Genomic DNA, 16,135 nt, shown 5'->3' on the forward strand with positions numbered 1-16,135 from the left:
GGTTGCGGTTCAGGGCCTAAAGGCCTCTAAAGCCTGCATGGGCGCAAGCGGCGAGGGACCAAACGCGATGCGGTGCTGGATGATCGGGACGATGGCCGTGGTGCTGCTGGCCGCCGGCTGTGGACGCCAGGATGCGTCGCCCGCCGCCCCCGAAACCGCCGCGGCGCCTTCAGCGAGCGGCCCCGCCGCCCTGCCTGAAAGCCCGACCGTGAAGGCGATCAAGCGTCGCGGGCGACTGAACTGCGGCGTTCACCAGGGGCTGGTCGGCTTCGCCTATACCGACAATCGGGGCCAGTGGCGTGGGTTCGACGTGGACTTCTGCCGCGCGACGGCTGCGGCGGTGCTGGGCGACGCTAATGCAGTGCGGTTCGTGCCGCTGTCGGCCGCCGACCGGTTCGCCGCCCTGAACGACGGGCGGATCGACGTGCTGTGGCGTAACTCGTCATGGACGATGACCCGTGACGCGGGGGAGGGCTTTGTCTTCGCGGGCGTCAACTATTACGACGGTCAGGGTTTCCTGGTCCGGCGCTCGCTGAAGCTGAACAGCGCGACGGAGCTGACGGGGGCGCGAGTTTGCGTTCAGTCCGGTTCGACCTCCCAAGCCAACGCCGCCGACTATTTCGGATCGCGCGGCATCGAATACCGGCCTGTGGTCTTCGATACCGAAGAGGCGGCGCGCGACGCCTACAACCGCGAGGATTGCGACGCCTTCAGCGCGGATATCTCGGCTCTGGCCGCGGCGCGTACAGTGCTGAGCAACCCCACCGAACATGTGATCCTGTCGGACGTGGCGTCCAAGGAGCCGCTGGGGCCGGTGCTAAAGGTAGGCGACGAGCGCTGGGCCGCGACCGTGCGATGGACGCTGAACGCCTTGATGCTGGCTGAGGAACTGGGCGTGACGCGCGAGGGCGCCGACGACCTGGCCAAGACCGCGAGCGACCCGCGTGTGCGGCGATTGCTGGGCGCGGAGGGCGATTTCGGCCCGATGTTGGGGCTGTCCAAGGCCTGGGCCAGGGATGCGGTCTCGGCGGTTGGGAACTATGGCGAGATCTTCGAGCGGAATCTGGGTTCGCAATCGGCGCTCGACCTGGACCGCGGTTTGAACGCACAATGGAACGCGCGTCCAGCCGGCTTGATCTATGGGCTGCCGATCCGATAAGCGCCGAAAGCAGCATTGCTTCCTGGGGGAAATATGACCGAGACGAAACGCGGCCTCGCGCTGCATTGGCTGATGCTGATCGGCTTTTCCGTGGGATTGGTCGGGGGGCTTTTGGTCAATCTGGCCGTCGGCGCCGATACGGCTTGGGTCGTCTGGCTGACGGACAATGTGACTGGACCGATCGGTCAGATATTCCTGCGCCTGCTGTTCATGATGGTGATCCCGCTGCTGTTCTCGGCCCTTGTGGTCGGGGTGGCCGAGATGGGCGACCTCAGCGCCCTGGGCCGCGCGGGCATCAAGACCCTGTTGCTGACCATCGTGGTGTCCAGCATCGCCGTGGTCATCGGCCTGGTGATGGTCAATGTCTTCCAGCCCGGTCGCGGGGTCGATCCGGCGGTGGCGCAGCAACTGCTGGCCCAGGGCAAGGACGGGGCGGCCAGCATCGTTCAGACCGGTCGCGACAGTTCGATCCAGCTGGGCGACTTCTTCCTGGACCTTGTGCCGTCCAATGCGGTCACCGCGGCGGCGGAGAACGCCATCCTGCCGCTGATGGTCTTCGCCCTGTTCTTCGGCATCGGCCTGGTCATGGCCAAGAGCCCGGCGACGGATCGGCTGCAGGAGGTGATCCAGGGGATTTTCGAGGTCTCCATGACCCTGATCAACCTGTTCATCAAACTGGCTCCGCTGGCCATCGCATGCCTGATGTTCAACCTGGCGGCCCTGTTCGGGTGGGATCTGCTGGTCCGGCTGGCGGCCTTCGTCGGCGTCGCCGTAGGTGCGATGGCGATCCATATGTTCGTGGTCTATCCGCTGGTGATCTGGCTGCTGGCCGGGCGTTCGCCTATCGCCTTCTTCAAGGGCGTGCGCGAACCGATGGTGGTGGCCTTCTCGACCGCCTCATCCAACGCCTCGCTGCCCGTGTCGCTGAAGGCGGCGGAGGAGCAGCTGAAGCTGCCGCGCAAGATCGCCCGCTTCGTCCTGACCGTGGGCGCCACCGCCAACCAGAACGGCACGGCCCTGTTCGAGGGGGTGACGGTGCTGTTCCTGGCCCAGTTCTTCGGCATCGACCTGACGATCACCCAGCAGGTGGTGGTGATGCTGGTCTGCATTCTAGGCGGCGTAGGGACGGCGGGCGTGCCGGCCGGCTCCCTGCCGGTGGTGGCCATGATCCTGGTGATGGTGAAGGTGCCGCCCGAAGGCATCGGCCTTATCCTGGGCGTGGACCGTTTCCTGGACATGTGCCGCACCACGCTGAACGTGACCGGCGATCTGGTGCTGGCGACCGTTGTGTCGCGCGGCGAGGTCGATACCTCGGACGCACAAGACCTGAACGCAGCGGAGGGCCTGCCTGGCGCGGCTCGACGCGGCCTGACACACGAAACGGCCTGAAGGGATCAGTCGGTTTGGACGGGCGTGTCCATGCGCCCGCCCCATTCCGACCAGGAGCCATCGTACAGGCGCGACGGCCGGCCCAGTTCGGCTAGGCCCAACGTCAGAACGGCGGCGGTCACGCCAGAGCCGCAGGTGGTGATCGCGGGCCGGGCCAGATCCACCCCGGCGTCGACGAAGGCTTGGGCCAGGGCGTCACCGGGCTTCATCTTGCCGTCTGAATCGAGCAATTGGCCGAAGGGCAGGTTGAGAGCGCCCGGCATATGGCCGCTGCGAACGCCAGGGCGTGGTTCGGCCGCCTTGCCCGCGAACCGGCCCGCGCTCCGCGCGTCGATGACCTGAGCGTCCCCCTTAAGCGCGTCTCGAACATCGTTCAGCCCGGCGACGGCGGATGGCGCCTCGATTGCATCGAACGCGGCGGGCTGGGCGGCAGCGTCGCCTTGCTCCAGCGCAAACCCACGAGATCGCCACACCGGCAGGCCGCCATCCAGAACCCGCACGTCGCGCGCGCCCATGGTCCTGAACATCCACCAGACGCGGGCCGCCGAGAACAGACCAGCCGTGTCATAGATCACGATCAGGTCGTCCGCCGCCACGCCCAGCGCGCCGACCGCTTCGGCGAAGGCCGTTGGCGTAGGCATCATATGGGGTAGGGGGCTGTCGCGGTCCGACACGGCGTCCAGGTCGAAGAAGACGGCCCCCGGAATATGCGCCTGCTGGAAATCGGCGCGCGCGTCGCGGCCGTCCAGATGCCAGCTGGCGTCCACGATCCGCAGATTGGGCTGGCCCAGCCGGTCCGCCAGGTCCTCGACCGAGATCAGAAAGCTCATGCGCGCGCCAGGGTCAGTTGGATCACATCGGTGCGGGCCGAGCGAAAACCCGCCTCGCAATAGGCCAGGTAGAAGCGCCATAGACGTCGGAAACGTTCATCGAAACCGCGCATGCGGCTGATGTCGCTCCATGCCGCCTGGAACCGCTCGTCCCAGAGCTTGAGCGTTTCGGCGTAGTCTTTCCCGAACCGCTCCACCGCCTGCCAGGTCAGGCCTGCAGCCTTTGTCACCGGAGCGAGACGCTCTTCGGACGGCAGCATTCCGCCGGGGAAAACGTATTTCTGGATGAAGTCGGTGCGGGCGTTGTATTCGTCGAACAGGGCGTCCTGGATGGTGATGATTTGAAGGCCCGCCACGCCGTTAGGGGTCAGGACATCATGAATCTTGCCGAAATAGGCGGGCCAGTATTCCTTGCCGACCGCCTCGAACATCTCGATGGAGGCGACACGGTCGAAGCGGCCCTGAACGTCGCGATAGTCGATCAACCGGATGTCGGCGCGTTCCGACAGCCCGGCGTTCGACAGTCGGGCCTTGGCGAAGTCGTGCTGCTCCTTTGAAATCGTGATGCCCGTGACCCTGGCGCCGATGTCGCGCGCCACGAACTCGGCGAAGCCTCCCCAGCCGCAGCCGATCTCCAGCACGGTCATGCCGGGCCTTATGTCCATCATCCGGGCCAGGGCGGCGTATTTCTCGCGTTGGGCGGCCTCAAGCGGTTCGCCCGCACGGCCGAAGCGAGCCGAGGAATAGGTCATCGAGCCGTCCAGCCAACTGGCGTAGAAGGTGTTGCCCAGGTCGTAGTGGGCGTGGATATTCTTTTTGGACCCGGCGCGGCTGTTGCGGTTGCTGCGATGAGACAGCCAGTTGACCGCCATCATCAGCCAGTTGCCGTCGAATAGGCGGCGGATGTGATCGTAGTTGTCGACCAGCGTCTCCAGCAGGGAGGCCAGGTGCGGGCTGTCCCATTCGCCGGCCATATAGGCCTCGGCGAACCCGATGTCGCCGGCGGCAAGGACGCGGCGGGCGAAGCGGTAGTCCTTGACGTTCAGAATGCCGCAGGGCCCCGGCCGGTCGCCCTGCAGGACATGCACCTCGCCGTTCGGCAGTTGGACGGTCAACCGGCCGAAGGTCCAGTTCCTGGCCAGCAGGCGCAGCATCATCGCAAACACGCGAGGGGTCTGGCGGAAGACGGTTTCGAGATCGGCGCTGGCGACGCTCATGCATAGACTTTCGGCTTGGAGGACATGTCGGTCAATCGCGATCGCTTGGATCGTCGCCGCGACCGGTGACGGTTTTTAGAGCGTCGAGCGCGCGGGCGCGGGCCTTCTCGTGCTCGACGATGGGTCTGGGATAGTCGTGGCCCAGACGCACCCCCGCATCGCGCAGCACCTCGGCCGGCGCCGTCCAAGGGGCGTGAAGCCAGCGGTCGGGCAGGCGGGCCAGTTCGGGAACCCAGCGACGCACATAGCCGCCTTTAGGATCGAACTTCTCGCTCTGGGCCATGGGATTGAAGATGCGGAAATAGGGCGAAGCGTCGGCGCCCGAACCCGCGACCCACTGCCAGTTCTGCACATTGCTGGCCAGGTCGGCGTCCACCAGAGTATCCCAGAACCAGGCCTCGCCTTCGCGCCAGTCGATCAGCAGATGTTTGATCAAGAAGGAGGCGACGATCATTCGCACGCGATTGTGCAGCCAGCCGGTGGTCCAAAGTTGGCGCATCCCGGCGTCCACGAGCGGATAGCCGGTTCGGCCGCATCGCCAAGCCTGTAGACCTTTTGGGTCGTTGCGCCACGGCATGGCGTCGTATTCGGGCCGGAAGGCGCGATCGACGATGTAGGGGAACTGATGCAGCAGATGGGCCGAAAACTCGCGCCAGCCGACTTCGGCGACGAACTTTTCAGCCTCGGCGGGTGAGGCCTTGCCGACCTCGGCGGCCTGGCGGGCGCGTTCGATGGCGCGCCACGGACTGATCTCGCCCCAGTGCAGATGCGGGGAAAGGCGGCTGGATGCGGGACGGTCGGGAAAGTCCCGATCCTTCGTATAGGTCGCCAAGCCGCCGGCAAGGAAGGTCGACAGCGCCTCCAACGCGCCCGCCTCGCCCGGGGTCCAGTCGAAGCCGCCGGACCAGTCGGGGGATGTTGGATGCAGGCCCCAGTCGTCCAAATCGTCGCTGGCGATCCGCTCGGGCGTCTCGATTCGCCGTGGACCTGTCGTGTGCGGGGGCGGCTCCGACGTCGAAAGCAGCGTTTTAAGAAAGGGGGTGAAGACCTTGTACGGGTTGCCCGATCCGTTCAGAACGGCGCCCGGCCGACACATCAGAGTTCCGTTGAAACCCCGGCATTCGACGCCGTTGGCCTTCAAGGCATGGGCGATCTCCGCGTCCTGTTCGAAGGCTTCCGGCTCGAACAGGCGGTTCAGGAATACGGCGTCGGAGCCGGTTTCCGCGATCAAGGCCTGCAAGACGGCCGCAGCGCGGCCACGGCGCAGGATCAGGCGCGTTCCGCGATCCTTCAGCGTGGCGTCCAGGGCGCGAAGGGACTTGTTGAGCCACCATTGCGACGCCGCGCCGATAGGCCGGTCGTAATGGTCGTCCAGAATGAAGATCGGCAGGATGGGCCGACCCGTCCCGGCCGCATGGTTAAGGGCTGGATTGTCCTGAAGCCGCAGATCGCGCCTGAACCAGAGAATGACAGGCTTATTGGCCAAGCAGGCGAACTCCGTGATAACTTGCGCCCATCGCCGACGAGCGCCAACTGATGGCCTCAGGTTTGCGGCAGTCACGCACGCAGACCCTCTAAATGCAGAAAGCCGTACCCGTGAGCCGACCCAACGCTGTCATTACGTTGTCCGAAGGTCTTCGGACGCCTGTCGTCATCGGCGGCGGCGCACGAATCGCCTTCATCGCGGGACCGTGCCAGATGGAAAGCCGCCAGCACGCGCTGGAAACGGCGCACCAACTGAAGGAAATCGGCGAGCGGCTGAACGCGGGCATCATCTACAAAACCAGCTTCGACAAGGCGAACCGCACCAGCGCCAGCGCGGCGCGCGGGATTGGCCTGAAGGACGCTCTGCCGATCTTCGCCGAGATTCGCGATGTCACCGGCCTGCCGACCCTGACCGACGTCCATTCCGAGGCCCAGTGCGGGCCGGTGGGCGAGGTGGTGGACGTGCTGCAAATCCCCGCCTTCCTAAGCCGCCAGACCGATCTGCTGCTGGCCGCCGCCGCCACGGGCAAGGCGATCAACATCAAGAAGGGTCAGTTCCTGGCCCCGTGGGACATGAAGAATGTCATCGCCAAGGTCGTCGGCGCGGGCAATCCGAACGTCATGGCCTGCGAACGCGGCGCCAGCTTCGGCTACAACACCCTGGTCAGCGACATGCGGGCGCTGCCGGTGTTGCGCGACATCGGCTGCCCGGTCGTGTTCGACGCGACCCACAGCGTCCAGCAACCAGGTGGACAGGGCACGTCGTCGGGCGGTCAGCGCGAATTCGTGCCGGTTTTGGCGCGCGCCGCCGTCTCGGTGGGCGTGGACGCCGTCTTCATCGAGACCCATCCCGATCCCGACCACGCGCCCTCGGACGGCCCGAACATGGTGCCGCTGGGTCAGTTCGAGGCCCTGGCCGCGCAACTGATCGCCTTCGACGACCTGGCCATCAAGCTGGGAGCCAAGGCGCCGGTGGCGCGGGCGGCGTGAATCCTTTAGGTCGTGCGGATGTCTGACACCCTGGATCTGGCCGCCCTGCAGAGCCTGCTGGAGCGCGTTCGCGGTCTCAAGATCGCCTGCGTCGGCGATCTGATGCTGGATCGCTACGTCTATGGCGAAGTCAGCCGCATTTCGCCCGAAGCGCCGATCCCAGTGCTGCGGACCGCGCGCACCGTCGCCATGCCTGGCGGCGTGGGCAATGTGGCGCGCAACATCGCCGCGCTGGGCGGCGTTGCGCGTCTGGGCGCCGTGGTCGGAGACGATGCGGCGGGGGCGGAGTTGACCGCTTTGATCGACGCCGAAGCCGGCATCGAAGACGTGTTGGTCAGGCCTCCCGGGGCTGTGACGATCGTCAAGACGCGGTTCGTCTCGGCGGGGCAGCAACTGCTGCGGCTGGACGATGAGGCGGCGCCGGCCAGGGTAGAGGATTCCGACGCGTTTTCCGAAGCGTCTGTCTATTTGTTGTCAGACTATGCGAAAGGCGTCGTAGGCGACGCCTTGATCGCTGCGGCCCTGAAGGCGGCCAAGGGATCGGGCGCGCCTGTCGTGGTCGATCCAAAAGGGCGCGACTTCGCCCGTTACGGCGCTGTGGACGTCATCAAGCCCAACGCTTCGGAGCTGGCGGCGGCGACGGGCCTGCCGGTTGGAACGGACGCGGAGGTGGAGGCGGCGCTCGACGCCCTGCTGGCCGCCACCACCGCCAAGGCCGTCATCGTCACGCGCGCCGGCAAGGGCATGAGCCTGGCCCGGCGGGGCGCGCCGGTGAAGCATTTCCCCGGCCGGGCGCGCGAGGTGTTCGACGTGTCCGGGGCCGGCGACACGGGTCTGGCCGCCATCGGCCTGGCGCTGGGCGCGGGCGCTTCGTTGGAAACGGCGGTGCAGTTCGCCATCCTGGCCTCGGGCGTGGTGGTCGGCAAGGCGGGGACCGCCGTGGTTACGCCGGCAGAGCTGATCGAGGCCGAGGTGAGCCAGCACGCCAGCGCCGCCGTCGCCAAGGTCACGCCGCTGGACGAGCTGGACGCCGACGTCGAGACGTGGCGGCGTCAGGGGCTGAAGGTCGGCTTCACCAACGGCTGTTTCGACATTCTTCACCGGGGCCATGTCGCCTATCTGGCCCAGGCGCGCAGTTGGTGCGACCGGCTGGTGGTGGCGCTGAACACAGACGCCTCCGTCCGGCGATTGAAGGGCGAGGGACGGCCGGTCAACGACCTGGACAGCCGCGCGGTCGTCATCGGCGGCCTGGCCAGCGTGGATCGCGTGACCAGCTTCGACGATCCGACGCCGCTGGCGCTGATCGAAAGACTACGCCCTGATGTCCTGATCAAGGGTTCGGACTATACGCGCGAAGGCGTAGTGGGCGGCGATCTGGTTGAAAGCTGGGGCGGAGAGGTCAAGCTGGCCGATTTCAAGGACGGCTTCTCGACCACGCGGACCATAGAGAAGATGACAACCGGCGCCCCGGCCGCGCCGGCGACAGGACAAGAGCAATGACCCCGCGCATGATCGTGGTGACCGGCGGCGCCGGATTTATCGGCTCCAACATCGTGGCGCGCCTGACGGCCGAGACGGCCTATGACGTCGTGGTCTGCGATCGCCTGGAAACGGCCGATCTGGCCAAGTGGAAGAACCTGGCCAAACATCCTATCGCCGACTTCTGGTCGCCCGAAGAGCTGTTCGAACAGCTGGAACGCCACGCCGAGCGGATCGAGGCCGTCGTCCATATGGGCGCGATCTCTTCAACGACGGAGCCGGATGCGGACCTGATCCTGCGGACCAACTTCACCCTGTCGCGCGACCTGTGGGATTGGTGCGCCATCCGTGACGCGCGGATGATCTACGCCTCGTCGGCGGCGACCTATGGCGACGGAGAGACGGGGTTCAACGACGATGACGATGCGGAGTCACTGTCTCAGCTTCGGCCGCTAAACGCCTATGGCTATTCGAAGATGCTGTTCGACCAGTATGCGGCGCGCCAGGCGGACCGAGGCCAGGCGCCGCGTCAGTGGGCCGGGCTCAAGTTCTTCAACGTCTATGGCCCGAACGAGGGACACAAGGGCGGTATGAAGTCGGTGGTGGCCCAGATCTGGCCCAAGGTGCAGGCAGGTGAGGCCGTGACCCTGTTCCGCTCGCATAATCCGAATTATTCGGACGGGGGCCAGATGCGCGACTTCGTCTATGTCGACGACGTGGTCGACATCATCGAATTCCTGCTGCAATCGCCTGAGGTTTCGGGCGTGTTCAACGCCGGGTCGGGACAGGCGCGTTCGTTCGCGGACCTGGCCAGGGCGACATTCGCCGCCGCGGGCAAGGCCCCGTCCATCGACTATGTCGATACGCCGGTCTCGATCCGGGATCGCTACCAGTATTTCACGGAAGCGCGCATGGACCGCATTCGCGCCGCCGGCTTCCAGGGGCAGTCCACGCCGTTGGAAGAGGGTGTACGACGCTACGTGCAGAACTTCCTGTCGACGGCCGACCCGTACCGCTGATGCGCCGGCTGACCTTCAGGCAGTGGGTCGGCTATGCGGGGTTCGCCGCCGTCTTCGTGATGACCGCCGCCGTCGCCGTCTGGAGCGGCGATATCCTGCGGGCTGGACTGGACCCGCAGGTGCCGTTCCAGACCTATGAGCCGCCGGCCGAGCCGGACTATCGTTCGGCCCTGTCCTGGGCGTTGCAGGACGACGGAAGGTCGGATCAGGCCTCGGTGTTCTTCGTCATGCCGACGACGTTCGATGGCGGTTCGGGCTGGAACGGGGCCATCGATGACGCGCGGGCGAACGCCTATATGCGCCGCGTGGTGCTGCCGAACTATGCGTCGCCGTTCGCGCGCGAGGCCAAGGTCAGCGCGCCGCTGTATCGACAGGCCAGCCTCTATACCCGGCTGACGCTGCGCGACGACGCACGCGAGGCCAGGGCCTTCGCCTATGGGGACGTGAAGCGGGCCTTCGATCTGTGGCTGCAGAACCATCCGAACGGGCCCATCATCATTGCAGGGGTGGAGCAGGGCGGCGAACTGGCGGCCCGTCTGGTGCGTGAGGAACTGCAGGCGCATCCGGCGCTGAAGGCGCGTCTGGCCGCCGCCTATTTGATCGAGACGCTGGTGAGCCGCGAGATGTTCGATGGACGCATCGCGCCCTGCGACGCCGCCGACCAGACCGGCTGTCTGGTTGCCTGGATGTCGGTGCAGAACGGCGATGATTCGGCTGCCCGTCGCGCCCTTCGTCGCGCCCTGGAGTGGAACGACCGGGGCGAACTGGTAGGCTTGGAGACCCCGTCCATCTGCGTCAATCCCGTCACCGGCGCCGCCGCCCACCCGCGCGCCGAAGCGCGACAGCACAGCGGCGCAACCAACGCGACCGGCCTGGAATGGGGCGCGCGGCCGGCCCTGACCGGGCGGCTGATCTCGACCGAATGTCGCGGCGGCCTGCTGTGGCACAGCGCGCCTGACGCCGATTTCCTGACCGCCGGAGGAAGCTGGGCGGATCGGCGCAAGATCGAGCCCTACAATCTGTTTTACGGCGATATAGAGCGCGACGTGGCGACGCGGATCGGCGCCTGGCGGCGGCGAAACGGCGCCTGACAACAAGGGCCGCCGGTTTCTGTAGCGCCGCTCGCGCGCAGCGGGTAGGCTTGCCGCCTCAGGGAGGATCCGAATGGACGTGACCACCATCTTCGCCGGCGTCGTGCTGCTGCTGGCCATCGTGCTCTTGATCAGCGTGATCAAGATCGTGCCGCAAGGCCGTGAATTCACGGTCGAACGTTTCGGCAAATATACCAAGACCCTCAGCCCCGGCATCGGCTTCCTGACGCCGTTCGTGGAGCGGGTCGGCCGTCGCATGAACATGATGGAACAGGTGCTGGACGTCCCGACCCAGGAGGTCATCACCAAAGACAACGCCATGGTGAAGGTGGATGGCATCGTCTTCATCCAGGTGATGGACTCGGCGCGCGCCGCCTATCGCGTCGACGATCTGCCCTACGCCATTTCGCAACTATGCATGACCAACCTGCGGACGGTGGTCGGTTCGATGGAGCTGGACGAGGTTCTGAGCCAGCGCGACAGCATCAACACCCGCCTGCTGCACGTCATCGATGCGGCCACCGAGCCCTGGGGCGTCAAGGTCAACCGCATCGAGATCAAGGACCTGACCCCGCCGACAGACATCACCAACGCCATGGCTCGCCAGATGAAGGCCGAACGCGAGCGCCGCGCCGTCATCACCGAGGCCGACGGCGAGAAGTCCGCCGCCATCGCCCGCGCCGAGGGCGCCAAACAGGCCGCCATTCTTCAGGCCGAGGGCCGCAAGGAAGCCGCCTTCCGCGACGCCGAGGCCCGCGAGCGGGAGGCCGAGGCCGAGGCCCGCGCCACCGCCATGGTGTCGGAAGCCATCGCGCGCGGCGACGTGAACGCCATCAACTATTTCGTGGCGCAGAAATACGTTGAGGCCTTCGCCGAATTGGCCCGCAGCCCGCAGCAACGCACCGTGATCGTGCCCGCCGAAATGGGCGCCCTGGTCGGCACCATCGCCGGCATCGGCGAGATGGTCGGCCTGGCCAAGCAGCAGAGCGGACCCACGGCCGCGCCCGCACGCCCCGCGCCGCCGCGTCGCCCCGCGCAAGGCAGCGTCCCGCCCTCCGCCTGATTTCTTAGGAAGCTGATCGATGACCGCGCTCGCCGATTTCTATGTCGCCCAGCCGTTCTGGATCTGGCTTGCTGTTGGCGTGCTGCTGCTTGCGGTGGAGGCGATGTTCTCGACCGAGTGGCTGCTGTGGCCCGCAGTCTCGGCCGGGGTCGTCGCGGTGATGACGGCGGCGGGCGTGCGGCTGGGCCTGCCGGGCGAGGTCGCGGTGTTCGCCCTCTTGACCGTGATCTCGACCCTGCTGTCGCGCCGACTGATCGCCAAGGCCAATCCCGACGGTCCCGACATCAACGACCGCGACGGCCGCCTGATCGGCCAAAAGGCCAGGGTGGTCCAGGCCTTTGTCGATGGACGGGGCCGGGTCTTCGTCTCTGGCGCCGAATGGTCAGCCGAGATCGAGGGCGAGGCGCCGGGAGAGGGGCAGGATGTCGTCGTCAAGCGCGTCGACGGCTCTCGCCTGACGGTTCAGGCCAGCGTCTGAACCGTTACGCGGTCGCCCGCGTTGGCGTGGGATGACTAGCCAGTATGTCGCAGCCGACGGCCTGCCCACGCCTCGGCGCTATTGGGCCATCGTGTCCATCGGCCTGGGCATCACCCTGGCTGTCTTGGACGGCGCCATCGCCAACGTCGCCCTGCCGTCCATCGCCCGCGATCTGCAGGCGTCGGCCGCAGCCTCGATCTGGATCGTCAACGCCTATCAGATCGCCATCGTCGTGGCCCTGCTGCCGCTGGCGTCGCTGGGCGAGATCGTGGGGTATCGCCGTGTGTCCCAGATCGGGCTGGCGGTTTTCACCCTGGCGTCCATCGCCTGCGCCCTGTCCGATTCGATCCTGACCCTCAGCCTGTCGCGGGTTCTGCAGGGATTCGGCGCGGCCGGGATCATGAGCGTGAACGGCGCCCTGGTGCGCTTCACCTATCCGCAGCGAATGCTGGGGCGGGCCGTCGGTATCAATGCGGTGATCGTGTCGATGGCCGCCGCGGCCGGCCCGACCATCGCCAGCGCGATTCTCAGCGTCGGCGAATGGCGTTGGCTGTTCGCGCTGAACATTCCGTTGGGCGTCCTGGCGGTGTCGATGGCGGGGTTCACCTTGCCGCACAATCCGTTGCACAAGCGACGGCTGAACATCGTCGGCGCCCTGTTGAGCGCGGCCGCCTTCGGCTTCGTCATCACCGGGATGCAAGCGCTTGCGCATGGCGAGGCGTCCATCTTCGGCTTCGGCCTGACGGGACTTGGGCTGGCGGCGGGCGTCCTGCTGGTTCGACACGAGAAGCCCAGCAAGACGCCGTTGATCCCGCTCGATTTGCTGGCGCGACCGATGTTCGCCTTGTCGGTGGCGACGTCGATCATTTCCTTCACCGCCCAGATGATGGCTTTCGTTGCCTTGCCCTTCTTCCTGCAGGGCTCGCTTGGACTAAGCGCGGTGCAGACGGGGCTGCTGATGACGCCGTGGCCGCTGGGGACCATGTTCGCCGCGCCGCTGGCCGGAGCCTTGTCGGACCGATATTCGGCCGGCGTGCTGGGGCCGTGGGGCTGACGCTGTTCGCCTGCGGGCTTATGGCGCTGAGCCTGTTGGACGCCGAATCGTCGCATTTCGACATCGTCTGGCGCATGGCCCTGTGCGGAGCTGGATTCGGTTTCTTCCAGTCGCCCAACAATCGCGCCATGTTGTCGGAGGCCCCGCGTGAGCGGGCTGGTGCGGCGGGCGGGGCGCTGGGGACCGCGCGCGTCCTGGGTCAGTCGATGGGCGCCGTGGTCGTGGCCTTTCTGCTGTCGGCCGCGCCGCAGAGCGGCGTGCGGCATGGTTTCCAGATCGCCGCCACAGCCGCCCTGTTCGGCGCGGTCATGAGCGGATCACGCATCCGCCGCCGACCGGCCGAGCCGGAAAAGGAAGTCGAGGTCGTCTAAGGTTCGATCCACATTCAGCTTTCTAATGTCATTCCAAGGGCGTCCGAAGGCGGAATCCGAAACCTGGAAGTCGTGCATCAGGCTTTAGGTCTGTCCAACAGTCCGGGCGTGCCCCTGGGTTCCAGGTTCTTCGCTGTAAACAGCCCGGCAGTGACCACCAGGCCTGGGCCCACAGATGTGCAGTTGAACCTAACGGCCCTTCAGCTCCGCCACGCCGCGATTCGCCAGTTGGTCCGCGCGCTCGTTCAGCTCATGGCCGGCGTGGCCCTTGACCCAGCGCCATTTGACGTCGTGGCGCGTGCGGGCGGCGTCCAGTCGCTGCCAAAGGTCGGCGTTCTTGACCGGCTTCTTGTCCGCCGTCAGCCAGCCGCGCGCCTTCCAGCCGCGCATCCATTCAGTGATTCCCTGCATCACATACTTGCTGTCGGTATGCAGCTCGACCTTACAGGGCCGTTTCAGGGCCTCCAGAGCCATGATGGCGGCCATCAGCTCCATCCGGTTGTTGGTGGTGTTGGGCTCGCCGCCCCAGAGTTCCTTTTCGTGGCCGCCGCCTGCCTGAAGCACGGCGCCCCAGCCGCCAGGTCCGGGATTGCCCTTGCAGGCGCCGTCGGTGTGGATGATGACGTGATCGGAGGGACTCATGGTCGCGCAGGCCTACAGCCTCCCTTGGCGGGACGCCATGACTGCGCCTATATGCGGGTCGAATAAGAGTGGATGGGATCGGATGACCGATCCCCGCGAGGAGAATACGCCATGGGCTCCATGAGCATCTGGCACTGGGCCATCGTCATCGTCGTGGTCGCCCTGCTGTTCGGCGGGCGCGGCAAGCTGTCCGGCATCATGGGCGACGCCGCTAAGGGCATCCGCGCCTTCAAGGACGGACTGAAGGACGAGGACAAGAAGGACGGTCCGCACGAGGGCGTCAGCTCGCTGCCGCGCACCGAGGCGGAAAAGGAAGAGCTGAAGCGCTAGCCGTCATCTGTAAGGGTTGACGCATGGGCGGGCTCGCCCCCGGAGTGGGGGGTTTCGAATTAGTGGTGATCGGCATCGTGGCCCTGCTTGTGGTGGGACCAAAGGATTTGCCGATCCTGATGCGTCGCGTCGGCCAGATGGTGGCCAAGGCGCGCGCGATGGCCAATGAGTTTCGCACCAGCTTCGACGAAATGGCGCGCCAGTCCGAGTTGGACGACCTGCGCAAGGAGGTCGAGGCGCTGCGGACCGGGCAGGGGGCGATGTATCCGCTGGGGCCCGAGGCCGACGCGGCGTTCAAGGACATCAACGCCGGACTGACCGCGCCGACGACATCGACGCCCCGGCCGGCGCCCGTGCCCGAAGCGCCGGTGATGACGCCGGCGGCGGACGAATGGCCGGACGTCGGCGCGTCGGTGAACGCTGAACCCGCTCTCGCACCCGAGGCCAAGCGCACGCCGACTGTGAAGAAGGCTGCGGCGAAGCCCCCGACTGTCGCCAAGACCAAGGCGCCGAAGACGGCCTCGGATAAACCGAAGGCGGCCAGACCGGCTGCGACCAAGACCGTCAAGACCGCTGCGGCCAAGGCCGCCAAGCCCAAGGGCGCGCGCAAGAAGGCTGTCGATCTTTGACCCTGTCCGATCGTGACGAAGCCGAGATCGAGGCGTCGCGGGCGCCTCTGATGGACCATCTGATCGAGCTGCGTCGGCGGCTTCTGATCTGCGTCGTCGCCTTTGCGGTCGGCTTCATCGGCTGTTTCGCCTTTTCCGAGCCGATCTATCTGTTTCTGGTCAAGCCGTTCGTGGCGGCCCAGGCCTTCTATTCGTCGGTCGGCCCACATGGTCACGTCTCGCCGCTGGACCTGATCCTGGGCACGGCCGGGCTGAAGCCCCTGCCGCACGTCAACGGCCATACGGTCAATCTGATCTATACGGCGCCGCTGGAAATCCTGTTCACCAAGATGAAGCTGGCCGGGTTCGGCGCGGTGTTCGTGGCCTTCCCCGTACTGGCCTGGCAGTTGTACCGCTTCGTCGCGCCGGGGCTTTATCGCAACGAGCGCGGCGCCTTCCTGCCGTTCCTGGTGGCGGCGCCCTTGCTGTTCCTGCTTGGGGCCGCGCTGGTCTATTTCGTCATGCTTCCCTTCGTGATGTGGTTTTCGCTGAGCCAGCAGATCGTGGGCGACGGAGTGGCGGCCAATCTGCTGCCCAAGGTGTCGGACTATCTGAACCTGGTGACGGCGCTGCTTCTGGCGTTTGGCCTGTGCTTCCAGCTGCCGGTCGTGATGACCCTGTTGGGGATGGCGGGTCTGATCAATTCCAAGCTGATGTCGTCGGGCCGCCGCTACGCCATCGTCGCGGTCGTGGTGGTCGCCGCCGTCGTGACCCCGCCTGATCCGATCAGCCAGCTGATGCTGGCCGTGCCGATGGTGCTGCTCTACGAGGTTTCGATCTGGTGCGTGCGGCTGATCGAACTGCGCCGCAAGAAGGCCGACGCGCTGGAAGCCGAGATGGCCTGACGATCCGATAGAGCGGCGAGGGCGT

The 16,135-nt window shown here is 66.3% G+C and carries 17 protein-coding genes; 13 read left to right on the top strand and 4 right to left on the bottom strand.

The features are described from left to right. The first annotated feature begins 67 nt into the window (after positions 1–67). Both KZX42_RS01505 and KZX42_RS01510 read left to right on the top strand, forming a co-directional pair. Entirely contained in the window at positions 68–1,159 is a 1,092-nt protein-coding gene (locus KZX42_RS01505; RefSeq protein WP_248116404.1) for an amino acid ABC transporter substrate-binding protein, read from the top strand. 33 nt (positions 1,160–1,192) lie between these two features. Then, positions 1,193–2,548, top strand: a complete 1,356-nt coding sequence (locus KZX42_RS01510) for a dicarboxylate/amino acid:cation symporter (protein ID WP_248116405.1) — start codon at positions 1,193–1,195, stop codon at positions 2,546–2,548. A 5-nt stretch (positions 2,549–2,553) separates the two neighbouring features. On the opposite strand, the gene sseA is transcribed toward KZX42_RS01510, so the two are convergent. The 3 genes from sseA to KZX42_RS01525 are packed head-to-tail and all read right to left on the bottom strand — an operon-like array spanning position 2,554 to position 6,081. Beyond that, positions 2,554–3,378 carry a 3-mercaptopyruvate sulfurtransferase gene (gene sseA, locus KZX42_RS01515; RefSeq protein WP_248116407.1) on the bottom strand — a complete coding sequence of 275 codons (825 nt, stop codon included), beginning with the start codon at positions 3,376–3,378 and terminating at the stop codon, positions 2,554–2,556. Further along, entirely contained in the window at positions 3,375–4,595 is a 1,221-nt protein-coding gene (locus KZX42_RS01520) for a cyclopropane-fatty-acyl-phospholipid synthase family protein (protein ID WP_248116410.1), read from the bottom strand. Before KZX42_RS01520 ends, sseA begins: the two co-directional genes overlap by 4 nt. Before the next feature lie 31 nt (positions 4,596–4,626). Next, a complete protein-coding gene (locus KZX42_RS01525; protein WP_248116412.1) occupies positions 4,627–6,081 on the bottom strand; it encodes a deoxyribodipyrimidine photo-lyase in 1,455 nt (484 codons plus the stop codon). 92 nt (positions 6,082–6,173) lie between these two features. Here KZX42_RS01525 and kdsA point away from each other — a divergent pair, with 92 nt between their 5' ends. The 8 genes from kdsA (at position 6,174) to KZX42_RS01565 (ending at position 13,625) form a co-directional block, all read left to right on the top strand. Beyond that, positions 6,174–7,070, top strand: coding sequence for a 3-deoxy-8-phosphooctulonate synthase (gene kdsA, locus KZX42_RS01530; RefSeq protein WP_248116414.1), 897 nt, complete (start codon positions 6,174–6,176; stop codon positions 7,068–7,070). Between the two features lie 18 nt (positions 7,071–7,088). After that, the gene (gene rfaE2 / locus KZX42_RS01535; RefSeq protein WP_248116416.1) at positions 7,089–8,570 is read left to right on the top strand and encodes a D-glycero-beta-D-manno-heptose 1-phosphate adenylyltransferase; all 1,482 of its coding nucleotides are present in this window, start codon (positions 7,089–7,091) and stop codon (positions 8,568–8,570) included. Then, entirely contained in the window at positions 8,567–9,568 is a 1,002-nt protein-coding gene (gene rfaD, locus KZX42_RS01540; RefSeq protein WP_248116419.1) for an ADP-glyceromanno-heptose 6-epimerase, read from the top strand. The genes rfaE2 and rfaD overlap by 4 nt, the downstream gene beginning before the upstream one ends. After that, positions 9,568–10,659 carry a DUF3089 domain-containing protein gene (locus KZX42_RS01545; RefSeq protein ID WP_248116421.1) on the top strand — a complete coding sequence of 364 codons (1,092 nt, stop codon included), beginning with the start codon at positions 9,568–9,570 and terminating at the stop codon, positions 10,657–10,659. Before rfaD ends, KZX42_RS01545 begins: the two co-directional genes overlap by 1 nt. 73 nt (positions 10,660–10,732) lie before the next feature. Next, on the top strand, positions 10,733–11,722 hold the full coding sequence (locus KZX42_RS01550; protein ID WP_248116423.1) for an SPFH domain-containing protein: 990 nt from the start codon (positions 10,733–10,735) through the stop codon (positions 11,720–11,722). Positions 11,723–11,741: 19 nt separating this feature from the next. After that, positions 11,742–12,200, top strand: coding sequence for an NfeD family protein (locus KZX42_RS01555; protein ID WP_248116425.1), 459 nt, complete (start codon positions 11,742–11,744; stop codon positions 12,198–12,200). Between the two features lie 31 nt (positions 12,201–12,231). Then, positions 12,232–13,254 (top strand): MFS transporter, encoded by a 1,023-nt coding sequence (locus tag KZX42_RS01560; RefSeq protein ID WP_248116427.1) that lies wholly within the window; start codon positions 12,232–12,234, stop codon positions 13,252–13,254. Then, entirely contained in the window at positions 13,245–13,625 is a 381-nt protein-coding gene (locus tag KZX42_RS01565; RefSeq protein ID WP_248116429.1) for a hypothetical protein, read from the top strand. Before KZX42_RS01560 ends, KZX42_RS01565 begins: the two co-directional genes overlap by 10 nt. 189 nt (positions 13,626–13,814) lie before the next feature. Here KZX42_RS01565 and rnhA read toward each other — a convergent pair whose 3' ends face one another. Beyond that, positions 13,815–14,267 (bottom strand): ribonuclease HI, encoded by a 453-nt coding sequence (gene rnhA / locus KZX42_RS01570; RefSeq protein WP_248116431.1) that lies wholly within the window; start codon positions 14,265–14,267, stop codon positions 13,815–13,817. A 111-nt stretch (positions 14,268–14,378) separates the two neighbouring features. Here rnhA and KZX42_RS01575 point away from each other — a divergent pair, with 111 nt between their 5' ends. From KZX42_RS01575 to tatC, 3 genes are read left to right on the top strand one after another with little or no spacing between them, the layout of a single operon-like run. Beyond that, on the top strand, positions 14,379–14,597 hold the full coding sequence (locus KZX42_RS01575) for a twin-arginine translocase TatA/TatE family subunit (RefSeq protein ID WP_248116433.1): 219 nt from the start codon (positions 14,379–14,381) through the stop codon (positions 14,595–14,597). Positions 14,598–14,620: 23 nt separating this feature from the next. Next, entirely contained in the window at positions 14,621–15,226 is a 606-nt protein-coding gene (gene tatB / locus KZX42_RS01580) for a Sec-independent protein translocase protein TatB (RefSeq protein ID WP_248116435.1), read from the top strand. Then, positions 15,223–16,110, top strand: coding sequence for a twin-arginine translocase subunit TatC (tatC, locus tag KZX42_RS01585; protein ID WP_248116437.1), 888 nt, complete (start codon positions 15,223–15,225; stop codon positions 16,108–16,110). Before tatB ends, tatC begins: the two co-directional genes overlap by 4 nt. The last annotated feature ends 25 nt before the right edge of the window (positions 16,111–16,135 follow it).

It is taken from the genome of Brevundimonas sp. EYE_349 (genome assembly GCF_023147505.1).
Lineage (GTDB): Bacteria > Pseudomonadota > Alphaproteobacteria > Caulobacterales > Caulobacteraceae > Brevundimonas.